At 38.4% G+C, this 14,455-nt stretch carries 15 protein-coding genes, 1 tRNA gene, 1 other RNA gene and 2 pseudogenes; 17 read left to right on the top strand and 2 right to left on the bottom strand.

The genetic code is table 11. From position 1 onward, the window contains the following. Window positions 1-2: 2 nt before the first annotated feature. The 3 genes from ACESOD_RS07285 (at window position 3) to ACESOD_RS07275 (ending at window position 2,456) form a co-directional block, all read left to right on the top strand. Window positions 3-76 (top strand) — tRNA-Asn (locus ACESOD_RS07285). Between the two features lie 625 nt (window positions 77-701). Then, window positions 702-938 (top strand): sigma(X)-activator ComW, encoded by a 237-nt coding sequence (gene comW, locus ACESOD_RS07280; protein WP_049503840.1) that lies wholly within the window; start codon window positions 702-704, stop codon window positions 936-938. Between the two features lie 231 nt (window positions 939-1,169). Beyond that, on the top strand, window positions 1,170-2,456 hold the full coding sequence (locus ACESOD_RS07275; RefSeq protein ID WP_025171244.1) for an adenylosuccinate synthase: 1,287 nt from the start codon (window positions 1,170-1,172) through the stop codon (window positions 2,454-2,456). 473 nt (window positions 2,457-2,929) lie between these two features. Here the strand turns inward: ACESOD_RS07275 and ACESOD_RS07270 are convergent, their stop codons facing one another. Continuing rightward, entirely contained in the window at window positions 2,930-3,472 is a 543-nt protein-coding gene (locus ACESOD_RS07270; RefSeq protein WP_373094685.1) for a hypothetical protein, read from the bottom strand. Window positions 3,473-3,780: 308 nt separating this feature from the next. Here ACESOD_RS07270 and tadA point away from each other — a divergent pair, with 308 nt between their 5' ends. From tadA to ACESOD_RS07200, 14 genes and pseudogenes are all read left to right on the top strand, one after another. Further along, entirely contained in the window at window positions 3,781-4,248 is a 468-nt protein-coding gene (gene tadA / locus ACESOD_RS07265) for a tRNA adenosine(34) deaminase TadA (protein WP_373094683.1), read from the top strand. Between the two features lie 32 nt (window positions 4,249-4,280). Continuing rightward, an RNA gene (ffs, locus tag ACESOD_RS07260) (signal recognition particle sRNA small type) lies at window positions 4,281-4,378 on the top strand. 208 nt (window positions 4,379-4,586) lie between these two features. Beyond that, entirely contained in the window at window positions 4,587-5,030 is a 444-nt protein-coding gene (locus ACESOD_RS07255) for a dUTP diphosphatase (RefSeq protein ID WP_373094682.1), read from the top strand. A 1-nt stretch (window position 5,031) separates the two neighbouring features. Continuing rightward, a complete protein-coding gene (locus tag ACESOD_RS07250; RefSeq protein ID WP_373094692.1) occupies window positions 5,032-5,571 on the top strand; it encodes a histidine phosphatase family protein in 540 nt (179 codons plus the stop codon). 10 nt (window positions 5,572-5,581) lie between these two features. Further along, window positions 5,582-5,743, top strand: a pseudogene (locus tag ACESOD_RS07245) (DNA repair protein RadA); the annotation flags it as partial. Then, window positions 5,739-5,939 (top strand): annotated as a pseudogene (locus tag ACESOD_RS07240) (isochorismatase family protein); the annotation flags it as partial. The pseudogenes ACESOD_RS07245 and ACESOD_RS07240, both read left to right, overlap by 5 nt. 24 nt (window positions 5,940-5,963) lie before the next feature. Then, the gene (locus ACESOD_RS07235) at window positions 5,964-6,479 is read left to right on the top strand and encodes a histidine phosphatase family protein (RefSeq protein ID WP_373094680.1); all 516 of its coding nucleotides are present in this window, start codon (window positions 5,964-5,966) and stop codon (window positions 6,477-6,479) included. Window positions 6,480-6,489: 10 nt separating this feature from the next. Then, window positions 6,490-7,854 (top strand): DNA repair protein RadA, encoded by a 1,365-nt coding sequence (gene radA / locus ACESOD_RS07230; protein WP_161800904.1) that lies wholly within the window; start codon window positions 6,490-6,492, stop codon window positions 7,852-7,854. Window positions 7,855-7,925: 71 nt separating this feature from the next. Next, window positions 7,926-8,621: a TIGR00266 family protein gene (locus ACESOD_RS07225; RefSeq protein ID WP_373094678.1), complete on the top strand. Its 696-nt coding sequence runs from the start codon at window positions 7,926-7,928 to the stop codon at window positions 8,619-8,621. Window positions 8,622-8,783: 162 nt separating this feature from the next. Next, window positions 8,784-9,278 carry a beta-class carbonic anhydrase gene (locus ACESOD_RS07220; protein WP_006147430.1) on the top strand — a complete coding sequence of 165 codons (495 nt, stop codon included), beginning with the start codon at window positions 8,784-8,786 and terminating at the stop codon, window positions 9,276-9,278. Between the two features lie 216 nt (window positions 9,279-9,494). Then, window positions 9,495-10,463 carry a ribose-phosphate diphosphokinase gene (locus ACESOD_RS07215; protein WP_000010179.1) on the top strand — a complete coding sequence of 323 codons (969 nt, stop codon included), beginning with the start codon at window positions 9,495-9,497 and terminating at the stop codon, window positions 10,461-10,463. Window positions 10,464-10,762: 299 nt separating this feature from the next. After that, window positions 10,763-11,410, top strand: a complete 648-nt coding sequence (gene abpA / locus ACESOD_RS07210; RefSeq protein ID WP_373094677.1) for an amylase-binding adhesin AbpA — start codon at window positions 10,763-10,765, stop codon at window positions 11,408-11,410. 73 nt (window positions 11,411-11,483) lie between these two features. After that, a complete protein-coding gene (srtB, locus tag ACESOD_RS07205) occupies window positions 11,484-12,323 on the top strand; it encodes a class B sortase, LPKTxAVK-specific (protein WP_373094675.1) in 840 nt (279 codons plus the stop codon). Between the two features lie 135 nt (window positions 12,324-12,458). Then, window positions 12,459-12,896 (top strand): CoA-binding protein, encoded by a 438-nt coding sequence (locus tag ACESOD_RS07200; protein ID WP_075227955.1) that lies wholly within the window; start codon window positions 12,459-12,461, stop codon window positions 12,894-12,896. Window positions 12,897-13,069: 173 nt separating this feature from the next. Here the strand turns inward: ACESOD_RS07200 and ACESOD_RS07195 are convergent, their stop codons facing one another. Further along, the gene (locus ACESOD_RS07195; RefSeq protein WP_373094672.1) at window positions 13,070-14,080 is read right to left on the bottom strand and encodes a YeiH family protein; all 1,011 of its coding nucleotides are present in this window, start codon (window positions 14,078-14,080) and stop codon (window positions 13,070-13,072) included. Window positions 14,081-14,455: the final 375 nt, after the last annotated feature.

The following is a 14,455-nucleotide window of genomic DNA, read 5'->3' as shown; positions in this document are numbered from 1 at the left end:
AATCCGCCATAGCTCAGTTGGTAGTAGCGCATGACTGTTAATCATGATGTCGTAGGTTCGAGTCCTACTGGCGGAGTATGTAAACGTTCTAAGGAACGTTTTTTTATTTATCTTTCAGAGGTCATCTTGATCCTTTTTTTATTTAGCTCTTTATTAATATTTAATATCTTTTATAAGTTTGTTATATTTGATTCTTTTATTTTAAGTAATTTTGTAGTATATTTAATAGATTTCACACTCATTTAAAATCAAATAGTGTAGAAATTTCAATGTTTAAACATATATGTCTTAGTTTTTATTAAAAACTTTTTCGTTGACTTATTAGAATACGGTAAGTCCATCAATCGGATGATAAGTTTTCAAGTTTATACTTTGAACATGATATTTCTTAAGCAGGTTATTAATAAAAAGTGCTCTGTGATTTTAATTGAGTATCAGAAGTAAATCTTTAATGGATTGTGAGGGGTTGTTTTTTTGTTCTTATGATTCTTTTTCAATTAAGTTAGCTCCCATATTTTCTACAATGATTTTTCCTATAGCTCTTTTTTATTTTGAAATGTATTTTTATATATCTGTTCTGTCAATTTTCTGTAACTGTTATTAATTTTACTATTCACAATAGGACATGATAGAAGTATTCTCCCAGCTTCTTCTATTTTTTTGTTATACTCATTTTATCAATAGAAATGGAGTCAAATAAAATGATTGAACAGATTTATGAACAATATCTTGATTTTTATGATGTTATTGAAAAGGAATATAGTTATTTAGTAGATAATGATTTAGAATGGGAAGTTTTTCATCTTCGATTTTTACTATATTATTTAGTTCGGTACAAGCTTGATATTATGCATCCTTTATTTTCTTACCACTATAGAGCTTGCTACCGTTTGTACATTGAACAGTTATTGATTTCAAATGACTGGGTTGGGGGATAATTTATAATTTTCATATTTCCGAACGATTTTATAGTTTTTTCTTTTCATAATATAAATTTACAATATTTTTTTAATATTAATTTTCTAATTTTCTTTAATTCCCTAATGTTTCTGGTCTTTGGTCTTGAAAAAATTGAGAATCTTTATTATAATAAATTGTAAGATATAATTGCAGGTGAGATTCCTGCCATGTATGTGAGAAAGGAAGAGCCTAAGGGCTCAGACAAGATTATGACTTCAGTTGTTGTTGTAGGTACCCAGTGGGGTGATGAAGGTAAAGGGAAGATTACAGACTTCCTTTCAGCTAATGCAGAAGTGATTGCACGTTACCAAGGTGGCGATAATGCTGGTCACACAATTGTGATCGATGGAAAGAAATTTAAGTTGCACTTGATTCCTTCTGGAATTTTCTTCCCTGAAAAAATTTCTGTCATTGGGAATGGGATGGTTGTAAATCCTAAGTCACTTGTGAAAGAGTTGAGCTATCTTCATGATGAAGGTGTTACAACAGATAATCTACGTATTTCTGATCGTGCGCATGTTATTTTGCCGTACCACATCGAGTTAGACCGTCTGCAAGAAGAAGCTAAGGGTGAAAATAAGATTGGTACTACTATCAAGGGTATCGGACCAGCTTATATGGATAAGGCTGCTCGTGTTGGAATCCGTATTGCGGATCTTTTGGATAAAGAGATTTTCCGTGAACGTTTAGAACGCAATCTTGCTGAGAAAAATCGTCAATTTGTAAAATTGTATGATAGCGAACCTATTTCATTTGATGATATTTTTGAAGAATATTATGAGTATGGCCAACAAATCAAGCAATATGTAACAGATACTTCTGTTATCTTGAATGATGCACTTGATAATGGCAAACGTGTTCTTTTTGAAGGTGCACAAGGGGTCATGTTAGATATTGATCAAGGAACTTATCCGTTTGTTACTTCTTCAAACCCTGTTGCTGGTGGTGTGACAATTGGTTCTGGTGTTGGTCCAAGCAAGATTGACAAGGTTGTAGGTGTATGTAAAGCTTATACAAGTCGTGTTGGTGATGGTCCATTCCCAACTGAATTGTTTGATGAAGTGGGAGAACGCATTCGTGAAGTTGGTCATGAGTATGGTACTACAACAGGTCGTCCACGTCGTGTAGGTTGGTTTGACTCAGTTGTGATGCGTCATAGTCGCCGTGTTTCTGGCATTACAAATTTATCTTTGAACTCTATCGATGTTTTGAGTGGTTTGGATACAGTTAAAATCTGTGTTGCTTATGATCTTGACGGTCAACGCATTGACTACTATCCAGCTAGTCTTGAACAATTGAAACGTTGTAAACCTATTTATGAAGAATTACCAGGTTGGTCAGAAGATATCACTGGAGTACGTACTTTGGAAGATCTTCCTGAAAATGCACGTAACTATGTTCGTCGTGTTAGCGAATTGGTTGGCGTTCGTATCTCTACTTTCTCAGTAGGTCCTGGTCGTGAACAAACAAATATTTTAGAAAGTGTTTGGTCATAAGAGATTTTTTAAGATTTGTTTAAGATAGTTCAGCTATACTATAGACAGTTACAAGAAGACCTCCTAACTTGTTGTAACAAATATCCTAAACTTTTCTTTTTCATAATAATCTCCCTATAAAGTCACCGCATTCGGTGGCTTTTTTTGTCAGCTTTTAAGTCATATTTAGGTGGCTTCTTTACTTTTAAGACAAAGAAAAAAACAGTGGGACAGAAATCTTTAGACCAACTCTCGATTTGGTACACCCAGATCTGTGAGGTTTCAACATTTTGGTAGATTAGTTGGAGAAAAGAAGTTTCGGTAAAAGGAGCTTTTTGAATTCTAAAATACCAACAAATCGTTCAGTTGGCTAACACATCAAAGGCTCATAACTAAGCAAAAATGAGGTTGGGATTTTTGATCCCAGCCTCATCAGTGGACTATTTTCTTGAGAATTTGTAAGTTAGACAAACTTGAATTTTTTCTGAATCAGCTTACTTGATAAATTGATTGCCTGATTTATCACTTTGAAATAGGTTCATTTCATTCATAAAAGCATCTGCCTTTAGTTTATCTGTGATGATACTGACTCTGACTAGCTTATTTAGTTTTTTTTCATGTCCTTCTAAAAAAATAGGATTTCTAATTTTTATGCTTAACTTTACGCAATTAAAAGGACGCTTTTTAATGGTTATTTGTTCGATATCTTGAAGTCCAAATTGATAATGTAATAGGCTGTGGCCTCTACTGCTATAGGTATAATACTGAACAATATTGTTTTTATAAATTTCTAATTTTACTCCATTTATGAAGAGATAATACCCCATAAACCATATAAGGAAGGGAGCATAAATAAGCGCTACCGCCATAACAATCTTGTCTGCAAAATCAGTATTGTAAGTCATTAGACGCTTCAGAATCCAGAGAATCATAACAGATATAGATATCATGGATGTTCCCCCTACTCTATTAAATGTATCTTTATATGGAAACATCAAGGTAAGTTTTGGTTCATCCTGTAAAAATTCTAATTTCATTATTTACTCTTTCATCTTGTTTATTATTTAAATCTCAGGATAATCATCTCTTGGAGACTTATAGTTAAAAATCTTCCGACAGATCTGGACATTCTGTATCAGTTGTCTCCATTACTCTCAGTTCATGATTTCTAGTGTTTCTCTAAATTTTGCTACTATTATACTCTTTTTAAAACTTTATTTCTACAATCCAGAGATAGATTACTATCTATAGAAAAGTTAGTTACTGCAAATATTACAGAGCTCTTTTTTTGTCTAGGAAAACATGCTATAATGATAGAATTGATAGGCGAGAAAAGAGAGAAGCTATGGATTATACAGTTGAAGAAAAAGAAGCATTTATGAGAGAGGCCTTAAAGGAGGCAGAGATTGCTTTAGAGAATGATGAAATCCCAATAGGTTGCGTAATTGTAAAGGATGGAGAAATCATTGGTCGGGGGCACAATGCACGTGAGGAGTTGCAACGTGCGGTCATGCATGCGGAAATTATGGCCATCGAGAATGCGAATCTGAGGGAAGAGAGCTGGCGTTTGTTAGACTGCACACTTTTTGTGACCATTGAGCCTTGTGTCATGTGTAGTGGGGCAATTGGGCTCGCACGGATTCCAAACGTGGTCTATGGGGCTAAAAATCAGAAATTTGGTGCAGCTGGAAGTCTGTATGATATCTTGACAGACGAGCGTCTTAATCATCGTGTAGAGGTTGAGACGGGCATTTTAGAGAGTGAATGTGCAGGTATTATGCAGGAATTTTTCAGAAATCGACGGAAAAAATAATTTCTCTTTTAAAATCTTTGGGAATGTGGTATAATAACTAGTGGAGCAACAGTTCTGCGTGAAGCGGGTCAGGGGAGGAATCCAGCAGCCCTAAGCGAAGTGAATTGTGTGCTCTTTTTTTGTGCTTTAAAGAAAATAGTTTAAGTGTGGCTAAAAAAGAATGAGTTTGTTAATAAAAGGTAAGGGACATTTGAAATATCTTTAAATTTTTTTGTATGATTTTATTGTTTGCTTTTTGATAGGACACTTTTCTTTATTTTATATAGAAGATTTTTCGTGCTTTTTTCGAATAAATAAGATAAAATAGCCTAGAATGAAAGATTAAAAAGAGGGAAAATATGAAAATTCGTGGTTTTGAATTAGTTTCTAGTTTTACAGATGAGAGTTTGCTACCCAAGCGTGAGACAGCTCACGCAGCTGGTTACGATTTAAAGGTTGCAGAACGTACTGTGATTGCTCCAGGAGAGATTGTTCTTGTCCCAACGGGTGTCAAGGCTTATATGCAGCCGACTGAAGTGCTTTATCTTTATGACCGTTCATCAAATCCTCGTAAAAAAGGTTTGGTCTTGATTAACTCAGTTGGGGTTATTGATGGGGATTATTATGGAAATCCTGGAAATGAAGGGCATATTTTTGCGCAGATGAAGAATATTACAAACCAAGAGGTTGTTCTTGAAGTTGGGGAACGTGTGGTTCAGGCTGTCTTTGCACCATTTTTAATCGCAGATGGAGATGAGGCAGACGGAGTTCGTACTGGTGGGTTTGGATCAACTGGGCACTAAGATGAAGATTATCTTTGTACGTCATGGAGAGCCAGATTATAGTATGCTTGATAAACTTGAAAATCCGCAACTCTATAGTGGTTTTGGTCGTGATTTAGCACCATTGACAGGAAAAGGTCGCAGTCTGGCAAAAGAAGTTGCTAAAACTGCATGTTTTGGAAAGGCAGAGATTATTATTTCATCGTCTGTGACGAGGGCTTTAGAAACAGCACATTATATAGCGATTGAAACAGGATTGGACTTATTTGTGGAGCCGTTTTTTCATGAGTGGCGTCCAGACTTAGATGGCACTAACTCTGATTTAACTAGTGTGTTGGTAGCTCATGAATATTATCTAAAACATCAAGGAGGTTTATCTGAAGATTCTCCTTATCGCTATGAAACTGGTCTAGAGATGCGTCATCGTTTTTTAAGTGCTTTGGAAAAATATAAAAATTATAAAACTATTATCATTGTAACTCACGGAATGCTCATGCGCCAGTTTGTACCAAATGAGAAGATTGATTTTTGCCAAGTGATTGAATGTGAGATAGAGATATAGAAAGAGATTTATCATCGCAAAGAAAAAGGCGACATTTGTGTGTCAAAATTGTGAATATAATTCCCCCAAGTATTTAGGGCGCTGTCCAAACTGTGGGTCTTGGTCTTCTTTTGTCGAAGAGGTTGAGGTTGCAGAGGTCAAGAATGCGCGTGTGTCCTTGACGGGGGAGAAAAGACAGAAAGAAGAAATTTGCGACCGGCTTGCTGCTTGTATCTTCTCGTATCTTTGAGAAGCGTCGGGCTTCTTGCTTTACTAATCCAGATTTAAAAGATTTTTTAGAGGAAAACGGTGCTAAAAGCATAGAGTTTATAGGGGTAGATGGCAATGGCTGTGTTAAGGCTTCCGTTTTGGCAGCTACCAAGGAGAATTAATAGTTTTATGGGGATCTTAATATGAAAATTATTTTTATCCGTCACGGGGAGCCAAATTACCGTGAGTTAGAGGAGCGTTCCTATACTGGATTCGGGATAGATTTGGCACCCTTATCTGAGAAAGGAAGACAACAAGCTCAGGAACTGAGCAAAAATCCTTTGTTTGGCTCAGCTGATATCCTGGTGTCTTCTGCAGTGACGCGAGCTTTAGAAACGGCTTTTTATGTATCCTGTGCTACTGGCCTTCCTTTGAGGGTAGAGCCATTATTGCATGAATGGCAGGTTTATGAAACAGGTATAGAGAACTTTGAAACAGCTAGATGTCTGTTTTTAGAAAACAAGGGGAAGTTGCTCCCAAATTCCCCTGTTCAATATGAGACAGCTGTAGAGATGAAGTCTCGTTTTCTAGAATGCATGGCTAAGTATCGGGAACATCAAACTGTGGTAGTTGTAGCCCATCGCATGCTCATGCGCCAGTTTGTACCAAATGAGAAGATTGATTTTTGCCAAGTGATTGAATGTGAGATAGAGATATAGAAAGAGGTTTATCATCGCAAAGAAAAAAGCGACATTTGTATGTCAAAATTGTGGATATAATTCCCCTAAATATCTGGGACGATGCCCTAACTGTGGGTCTTGGTCTTCCTTTGTAGAAGAGGTTGAGGTTGCCGAGGTCAAAAATGCGCGTGTGTCCTTGACAGGGGAGAAAACCAAGCCTATGAAACTGGCTGAAGTGACCTCCATCAACGTCAATCGAACAAAGACCGAAATGGAGGAATTCAACCGTGTACTCGGTGGGGGTGTGGTACCAGGAAGTCTTGTACTCATTGGTGGGGATCCTGGGATTGGGAAATCTACGCTTCTCTTACAAGTCTCAACCCAGCTGTCTCAAGTAGGGACAGTTCTCTATGTCAGTGGGGAGGAGTCTGCTCAACAGATCAAACTCCGTGCAGAGCGCTTGGGGGATATTGATAGTGAGTTTTATCTCTATGCAGAGACCAATATGCAGAGCGTGCGGGCAGAAATAGAGAGAATTCAGCCAGATTTTCTCATCATCGACTCTATCCAGACCATCATGTCTCCTGAGATTTCTGGAGTTCAAGGTTCTGTGTCTCAGGTGCGTGAGGTGACTGCAGAACTCATGCAGCTGGCCAAAACCAATAACATTGCTATCTTTATTGTAGGGCATGTGACCAAGGAAGGAACCTTGGCGGGTCCTCGTATGTTGGAGCATATGGTGGATACGGTGCTTTACTTTGAAGGGGAGCGCCACCATACCTTTCGTATCTTGAGAGCGGTCAAGAACCGTTTTGGCTCCACTAATGAGATTGGGATTTTTGAGATGCAATCAGGTGGCTTGGTTGAGGTGCTCAATCCTAGTCAAGTTTTCCTAGAAGAACGTTTAGATGGAGCAACGGGTTCATCCATCGTGGTGACTATGGAAGGGACGCGTCCGATTTTAGCAGAGGTACAGGCCTTGGTGACACCGACTATGTTTGGAAATGCCAAGAGGACTACAACAGGCCTTGATTTCAATCGTGCTAGCTTGATTATGGCTGTTTTGGAGAAACGGGCAGGCTTGCTCCTTCAAAATCAGGATGCCTATCTCAAATCAGCTGGAGGTGTCAAATTAGATGAGCCTGCTATTGATTTGGCAGTTGCGGTTGCTATAGCTTCGAGCTATAAGGACAAGCCAACCAATCCTCAGGAATGTTTTGTAGGAGAATTAGGTTTGACTGGAGAAATTCGGCGCGTGAATCGTATCGAGCAGCGTATCAATGAAGCAGCGAAACTTGGATTTACAAAAATCTATGTACCGAAAAATTCCTTGACAGGTATTAAGCCACCTAAGGAAATTCAGGTGATTGGAGTGACGACTATCGGAGAAGTCTTGAAAAAAGTATTTGCCTAATAGTCTTACTCAGTTTTAGATTGCAAAACACTTTATAGCCAATATTTATTAAAAACAAGGAGGAATTTCTGATGAAATTTTCTATGGATAGTCAAATGCAATTTCCTTTGGTAGAGTTATCGCTCAACCAAGGAGAAACAGTCTTTATCCAGCGCGGTAGCATGGTTTACCACACACCTAATGTCAGCCTCAATACCCAACTTAATGCGAGTGGTTCTGGTTTGGGGCGTTTTGTCAAAGCTGTGGGACGTTCTATGGTTTCTGGTGAAAGTACCTTCATTACTCAAGCTATTGCAGAGTCTGACAACGGACATCTTGCTTTAGCACCAGATACTCCTGGTCAAGTGATTGCTCTTGAACTAGGTGAAAAGCAGTATCGATTGAATGATGGGGCTTTTCTGGCTCTTGATGGGACGGCTTTCTATACAATGGAGCACCAATCTATTGGGAAAGCACTTTTCGGGGGTCAAGGTGGTCTTTTCGTAATGACTACTCAAGGTCAGGGAACTCTTTTGGCCAATGCTTTTGGTTCTATTAAGAAAATTGAGCTACAAAACCAAGAAATAACCATCGACAATGCCCATGTGGTAGCTTGGAGTCAATCTTTGGACTATAATATCCACTTAGAAAATGGCTTCTGGCAGTCTATTGGTACAGGCGAAGGAGTGGTGAATACCTTCCGAGGTACCGGTGAGGTCTATGTACAAAGTCTCAATCTTCAAAGCTTTGCAGGCTCTCTTAACAAGTATATCCAAAAAGGTTCATAATAATAAAAAAACTAGGGCAGAAACTCAAGCTAGAAGCTGGATGTCTCTGTCCTGGTTTTTTAATAAGGAGGTTGACAGCTGACAAGACAAAGAAAAGATGGTAAGATAGAAGATAAATAATTTGGTGTTCAAATTATCTTAAAAGTAAGAAAGTGTGTTGTCATGTCGTATTTTGAACAGTTTATGCAAGCCAACCAGGCTTATGTTGCCCTGCATGGGCAGTTAAATCTGCCAATCAAGCCGAAAACAAGAGTAGCCATTGTGACTTGTATGGACTCACGTCTGCACGTTGCACAAGCTTTGGGGTTAGCACTTGGAGATGCTCACATTTTACGGAATGCGGGAGGTCGAGTGACAGACGATATGATTCGCTCACTCGTGATTTCTCAGCAACAAATGGGAACAAGAGAGATTGTGGTTCTTCATCATACAGACTGTGGTGCTCAGACATTTCAAAACGAAGAGTTTCAAGAACATTTAAAAACTGAATTAGGGGTTGATGTCTCGGGTCAAGATTTTCTCCCTTTTCAAGACGTTGAGGAGAGTGTTCGTGAGGATATGCAGTTACTTCGAGAATGCCCATTGATTCCAGATGATGTGGTTATTTCAGGGGCTGTTTACGATGTGGATACAGGCAGTATGAGAGAGGTATACTAACTTTTCCTTTGTGAATTCCTATCTTCCTATGAGATAGAATGTCTAAGTTGTCACATTTCAGCTTGAATATAAGGAATATAAATGAGCACAAGACAAGGGGATAAATGTCCATTCTTGTCTTATTTTTTATTGAAAAATCAAGAAAAAAGCGCTACAATGGTAGTTGGAAAAATGTTGTGAAAAAACACAAGTGATACATAAATACTGGAGGAAATCATGTCTTTTTCTGATTTAAAGCTGTTTGCCCTTTCTTCAAATAGAGAATTGGCAGAGCGTGTGGCGCAAGAGATTGGGATAGAGTTGGGAAAATCAACCGTACGTCAATTTTCAGATGGAGAAATTCAAGTTAATATCGAAGAATCAATCCGTGGAAAACACGTCTTTATCTTACAATCAACTAGCTCACCTGTAAATGACAATCTGCTAGAAATTTTGATTATGGTAGATGCTTTGAAACGTGCCAGTGCAGAATCTGTCAACGTTGTTATGCCTTACTATGGCTATGCACGTCAGGATAGAAAGGCGAGAGCGCGTGAGCCAATCACTTCAAAACTTGTAGCAAATATGCTAGAAGTAGCTGGAGTGGATCGTTTGTTGACGATTGACTTGCACGCTGCACAGATTCAGGGATTCTTTGATATTCCTGTCGATCACTTGATGGGTGCTCCTTTGATTGCAGACTACTTTGAGCGTCGTGGCATGGTTGGTTCTGACTATGTGGTTGTCAGCCCAGACCATGGTGGGGTGACTCGTGCTCGTAAATTGGCAGAGTTTTTGAAAACTCCAATTGCTATTATTGACAAACGTCGTAGCGTAGACAAGATGAATACCAGTGAAGTGATGAACATCATTGGTAAGGTAGAAGGTAAGACTTGTATCTTGATTGACGATATGATCGATACAGCTGGAACTATTTGTCATGCGGCAGATGCTCTTGCAGAAGCTGGTGCTGTCGAAGTTTACGCAAGCTGTACGCACCCAGTTCTTTCAGGGCCTGCTATGGATAATATCCAAAAATCAGCTATTAAAAAATTAGTTGTTTTGGATACTATCTACCTACCAGAAGAACGTTTGATTGATAAGATTGAGCAAATCTCTATCGCTCATCTCTTGGCAGATGCTATCATCCGTATCCATGAAAAACGTCCTCTATCTCCATTATTTAGTATTGAGAAAAAAATCTAACGAATTCGTTGGATCAGACAAAACTCTTGATAAAGTGATAGACCTTGTTGGGAGTTTTCTTAATTAGATCAGAAAATGTGAAAATTTCACTAATTGTTCGTTTTTTAGTCCATTTTTTTCCTTAATCTTTCGAGAATATTGCTTGTTTTTTAAGAATATAATAAATTTTACTCGTTTTTTACCAGGAATTTTAAAAAAAGTTTAAGAAATATCTTGACAACTCTAATATATGTGATATAATTTGAGGTAATAAGGATTATCCTTATAATTAAAATTAAACTTAAAGAGGAGATAAAACAATGAAAAAAGTTTTATTGGCATCAGTAGCAGCTCTTGCAGTATTCTCAGCAGCAGCTCCAGTTTTTGCACAAGGAGAAAACCCAGCTTCTTCTAACCAATTGATCCAAAAGAAATATGTTTCTGAACGTGATATTGCAGATCAAGCTTATGCATACGTAGAAGCTCACCCAGAAGATATCGCAGCAGCTGTTGAAAAAGAACCTTCAGTGATTGCAGCTCGTGCAGAACTTGCTAAAGCTCAAGCAATCGTTGGTCACACTCATGAAAAAGCTGTAGCAACTGCTAAAGCTAACCTTGATGAAGTTTTGGCTGACGCAACAAATTCACAACGTAACCGTGCAATCCAATACTTGCAAGAAACATACCGTAACGCAGCTAAAGCTCAAGGTAACTACTGGAACGACCCAACTGGTGTTGAAGACAACAAACCTAACCCAACTCGTATTGCTGAAGACCAAGCTAACCAAACTGGTCGTCCTGCAGTAACAGAAGAACAAGCAGCAGCTGACCAAGCAGCAGCTCAACCAGAACCTGGTAAACCAGGTGCTACAGACCAAGCTAAAAAAGCAGACGCTGCAGCTAAAAAAGCTGGAGCAAATGCTAAAGCAGGTCAAAAAGCTCTTCCAAAAACACACGCTGCTAAATAATTTTATTTAAAAAGTAGCCAATCACTGAAACTTGGTTTCAGTGATTTTTTTGGTAAAAAATGAGGAGGAAAAGATGAGTAGACGTTCTACGACAAAGAAATCACCAATTACTAAAATAATTGCTTCAATCGTTGCAGTAGCTATCGTTGCTTTGGGAAGCTTCTTTATCTATAAAAGCTTCCTAGCTCCAAGTGGAGATAAGCAAAATGATGCAAAGGTTACTCAGGAAGCTCCAAAACAAGCCTATACTGCTAGCGCAGAAGAAAAGGAATACCTCGCAAATAAATTTAAAGGCTTGCTTGCAACAAACTCTGAGACGGTTGGTTACGTATATATTCCTGGTACCCAGTTAGATGAACCAGTTGTTCAAACAACGGATAATGCGACTTATTTAGATAAGCGTTTTGATGGCGTTAATGAGCCTTTAATGGGGGCAGTCTTTATGGACGCCGATAACAAGAAGGACTTTAGCGATCGATTGACTTGGTTATTTGGTCACGCTCGTGGTAGTAAAGTGGCTGACCACCGTATGTTTAAAGATGTGAATTACTTCAGTCGCCAAGAATATTTTGATGCACATCCTTATGTAGTCATTGAAACTCCAGAGAGAAAGTATTATTATGAAGCTGTTGCTATGATTATTGTTCCAGAAGAAACAGCTTTTTACCGTACTTCTTTTGATGATGATGCGGATTTTGAGAAACAGCTAAATATTATTTATGATACTGCAGAGGTTAAGAAACCAAATGTTAAGGTATCAGCTAAGGATAAATATCTTGTTCTTTCTACTTGTCGTGAAGAAGATGATACGATTCGTGCCAATCTCTACCTTCGACAAATTCCTGACTCAGAGATGAGTGACTTTGTCAAACAACATGGAGAAAGCCTTCAGTATAAACCAACAAGAGAATAATCTTTAAATAAAATTTTTATGAATCCTCCTCAAATTAAATGAAATAGTTTAATTTTGGGAGGATTTTTTGATTTTATAGTAAATTTCTGCAAACCCTTTCAAAATATGCTATACTGATGAAAAAGGAGGATTTTTATGACTCAAGAATTTATCAATCCAAGTGATGGCGTGATCCGTCAGTATCTAGCAAACAGTAAGACTCTAGCAGTAGTAGGCTTGTCTGATCGTGAAGAAACAACTAGCAATCGAGTGACAAAGGAAATGCAGGCTCGTGGCTATAAAATCATACCAGTAAACCCTAAGGCTGCAGGTGGGGAAATCTTGGGAGAAAAGGCTTATGCCAGTCTAGCTGAGATTCCTTTCCCTGTAGATATCGTCAATGTCTATCGTCGTAGTGAATTTCTGCCTGATGTAGCACGTGATTTTCTCAAGGCTAATGCTAAGATTTTCTGGGCGCAACTAGGACTTGAAAGTCTAGAAGCGGAAGAAATCTTGCGTGCTGGAGGTTGCGATGATATCGTGATGAACCGTTGTATTAAGAGAGAACATACACGCTTAATTCTTGAACAATAAAAAGGTAGCTTGCGAGCTACCTTTTGTGTTATACTCAATGAAAATCAGAGAGCAAACTAGCCGCAGGTTGCTCAAAACACTGTTTTGAGGTTGCAGATAGAACTGACGAAGTCAGTAACCATACCTACGGCAAGGCGACGTTGACGTGGTTTGAATTTGATTTTCGAAGAGTATTAGAAAATACCGATAAGGGTCTGCATCCCGAGACTAGTCAGGATGATGGCAATCCAGCAGAGGGCACCAAGAAGAATGGATTTACCGCTGGACTTAATCATAGCAATGAGGTTGGTTTTGAGACCAATAGCACTCATAGCCATGATGATGAGGAATTTGGAGAGTTGTTTGAGAGGTGCAAAGAAGCTATTGCTGACACCGAAAGAAGTAAGGACGGTGGTTAGCAGAGAAGCTAGGATGAAGTAGAGAATGAAAACAGGGAAGATTTTTTTAAGTTTTACCCCTTGGTTGTTCCCTTGTTGACGACTTTGCCAGTAAGAGAGGAAGAGAGTGATAGGGATAATAGCTAGGGTACGGGTCAATTTGACAATGGTGGCAGCTTCAAGAGTGTTTGTATTGTATAGACTATCCCAGGCACTAGCAGTGGCTGTTACAGAGGAAGTATCGTTGACCGCAGTTCCTGCAAAGAGAGCAAAGCCTTCGTTGGAAAGATGGAGCCAAGAACCTAGGGTTGGGAAAATAAGCGCTGCTAAGACATTGAAGAAAAAGATAACAGATATGGCTTGTGCGACTTCTTTTTCCTTGGCATGGATGACAGGAGCAGTCGCTGCAATGGCAGAACCGCCACAGATAGAAGAGCCTACACCAACCAAGGTAGCTAGCTTAGTATCCAGATTAAAAAAGCGTTGGAAAAAGAAAGCTATAATCAAAGCAATTGAAATAGTTGAGAGGATGACAGGAAGGGAAGATTTTCCTACTGCGAAAACTTGAGAGATATTGAGTCCAAACCCAAGCAAGATAACTGCATACTGAAGCAATTTCTTGGAGCTGTAAGTCAAACCAGCATCTAGTTGTTTATAGGAAGTGAGAAATGGGTGGAGAATCATGCCAATAAAGATGGCAAAGACAGGTGCCCCGACAACAGGCAAGAAGCCTCCTAAAATCCAAGAAATGATAGATATGATAAGACAGACCAAAAGTCCAGCCCAATTTTTTGATAGAAATGACATAAAAACCTCCGAAAATAAATACTCCTTATTATAATCTTATCTGTCAGAAAAGTAAAGAGAAAGTAAAGTTTAATAATTATTTGACAAGTTTCTCAAATTTATGTGATAATAGCTGTACAAGAACTGTAACGAAGTCTTGGCAAAAACAGAAATACCAGAGCTCCACCTCTGGTATTTCTGTTTGTCTAGTCATATTAAAACTAAACTCAGGTTATATTTTTTGTCGCGCTTGTCTAGCCACTTTCTGACTATCCACTCAGAAATGACATTACCGATCTAGTAATCAATAATGGTGCTAGAATAGTTGTAACGAAGATTAGCAAAACCGTATTTTACAAAGGTATACTCTGTAATATTTAAATCCTTATTAAATCA

The sequence above is a fragment of the Streptococcus oralis genome, assembly GCF_964238205.1.
Taxonomy (GTDB): Bacteria; Bacillota; Bacilli; order Lactobacillales; family Streptococcaceae; genus Streptococcus; species Streptococcus oralis_CZ.
This window is presented reverse-complemented; position numbering and strand designations above follow the sequence as displayed.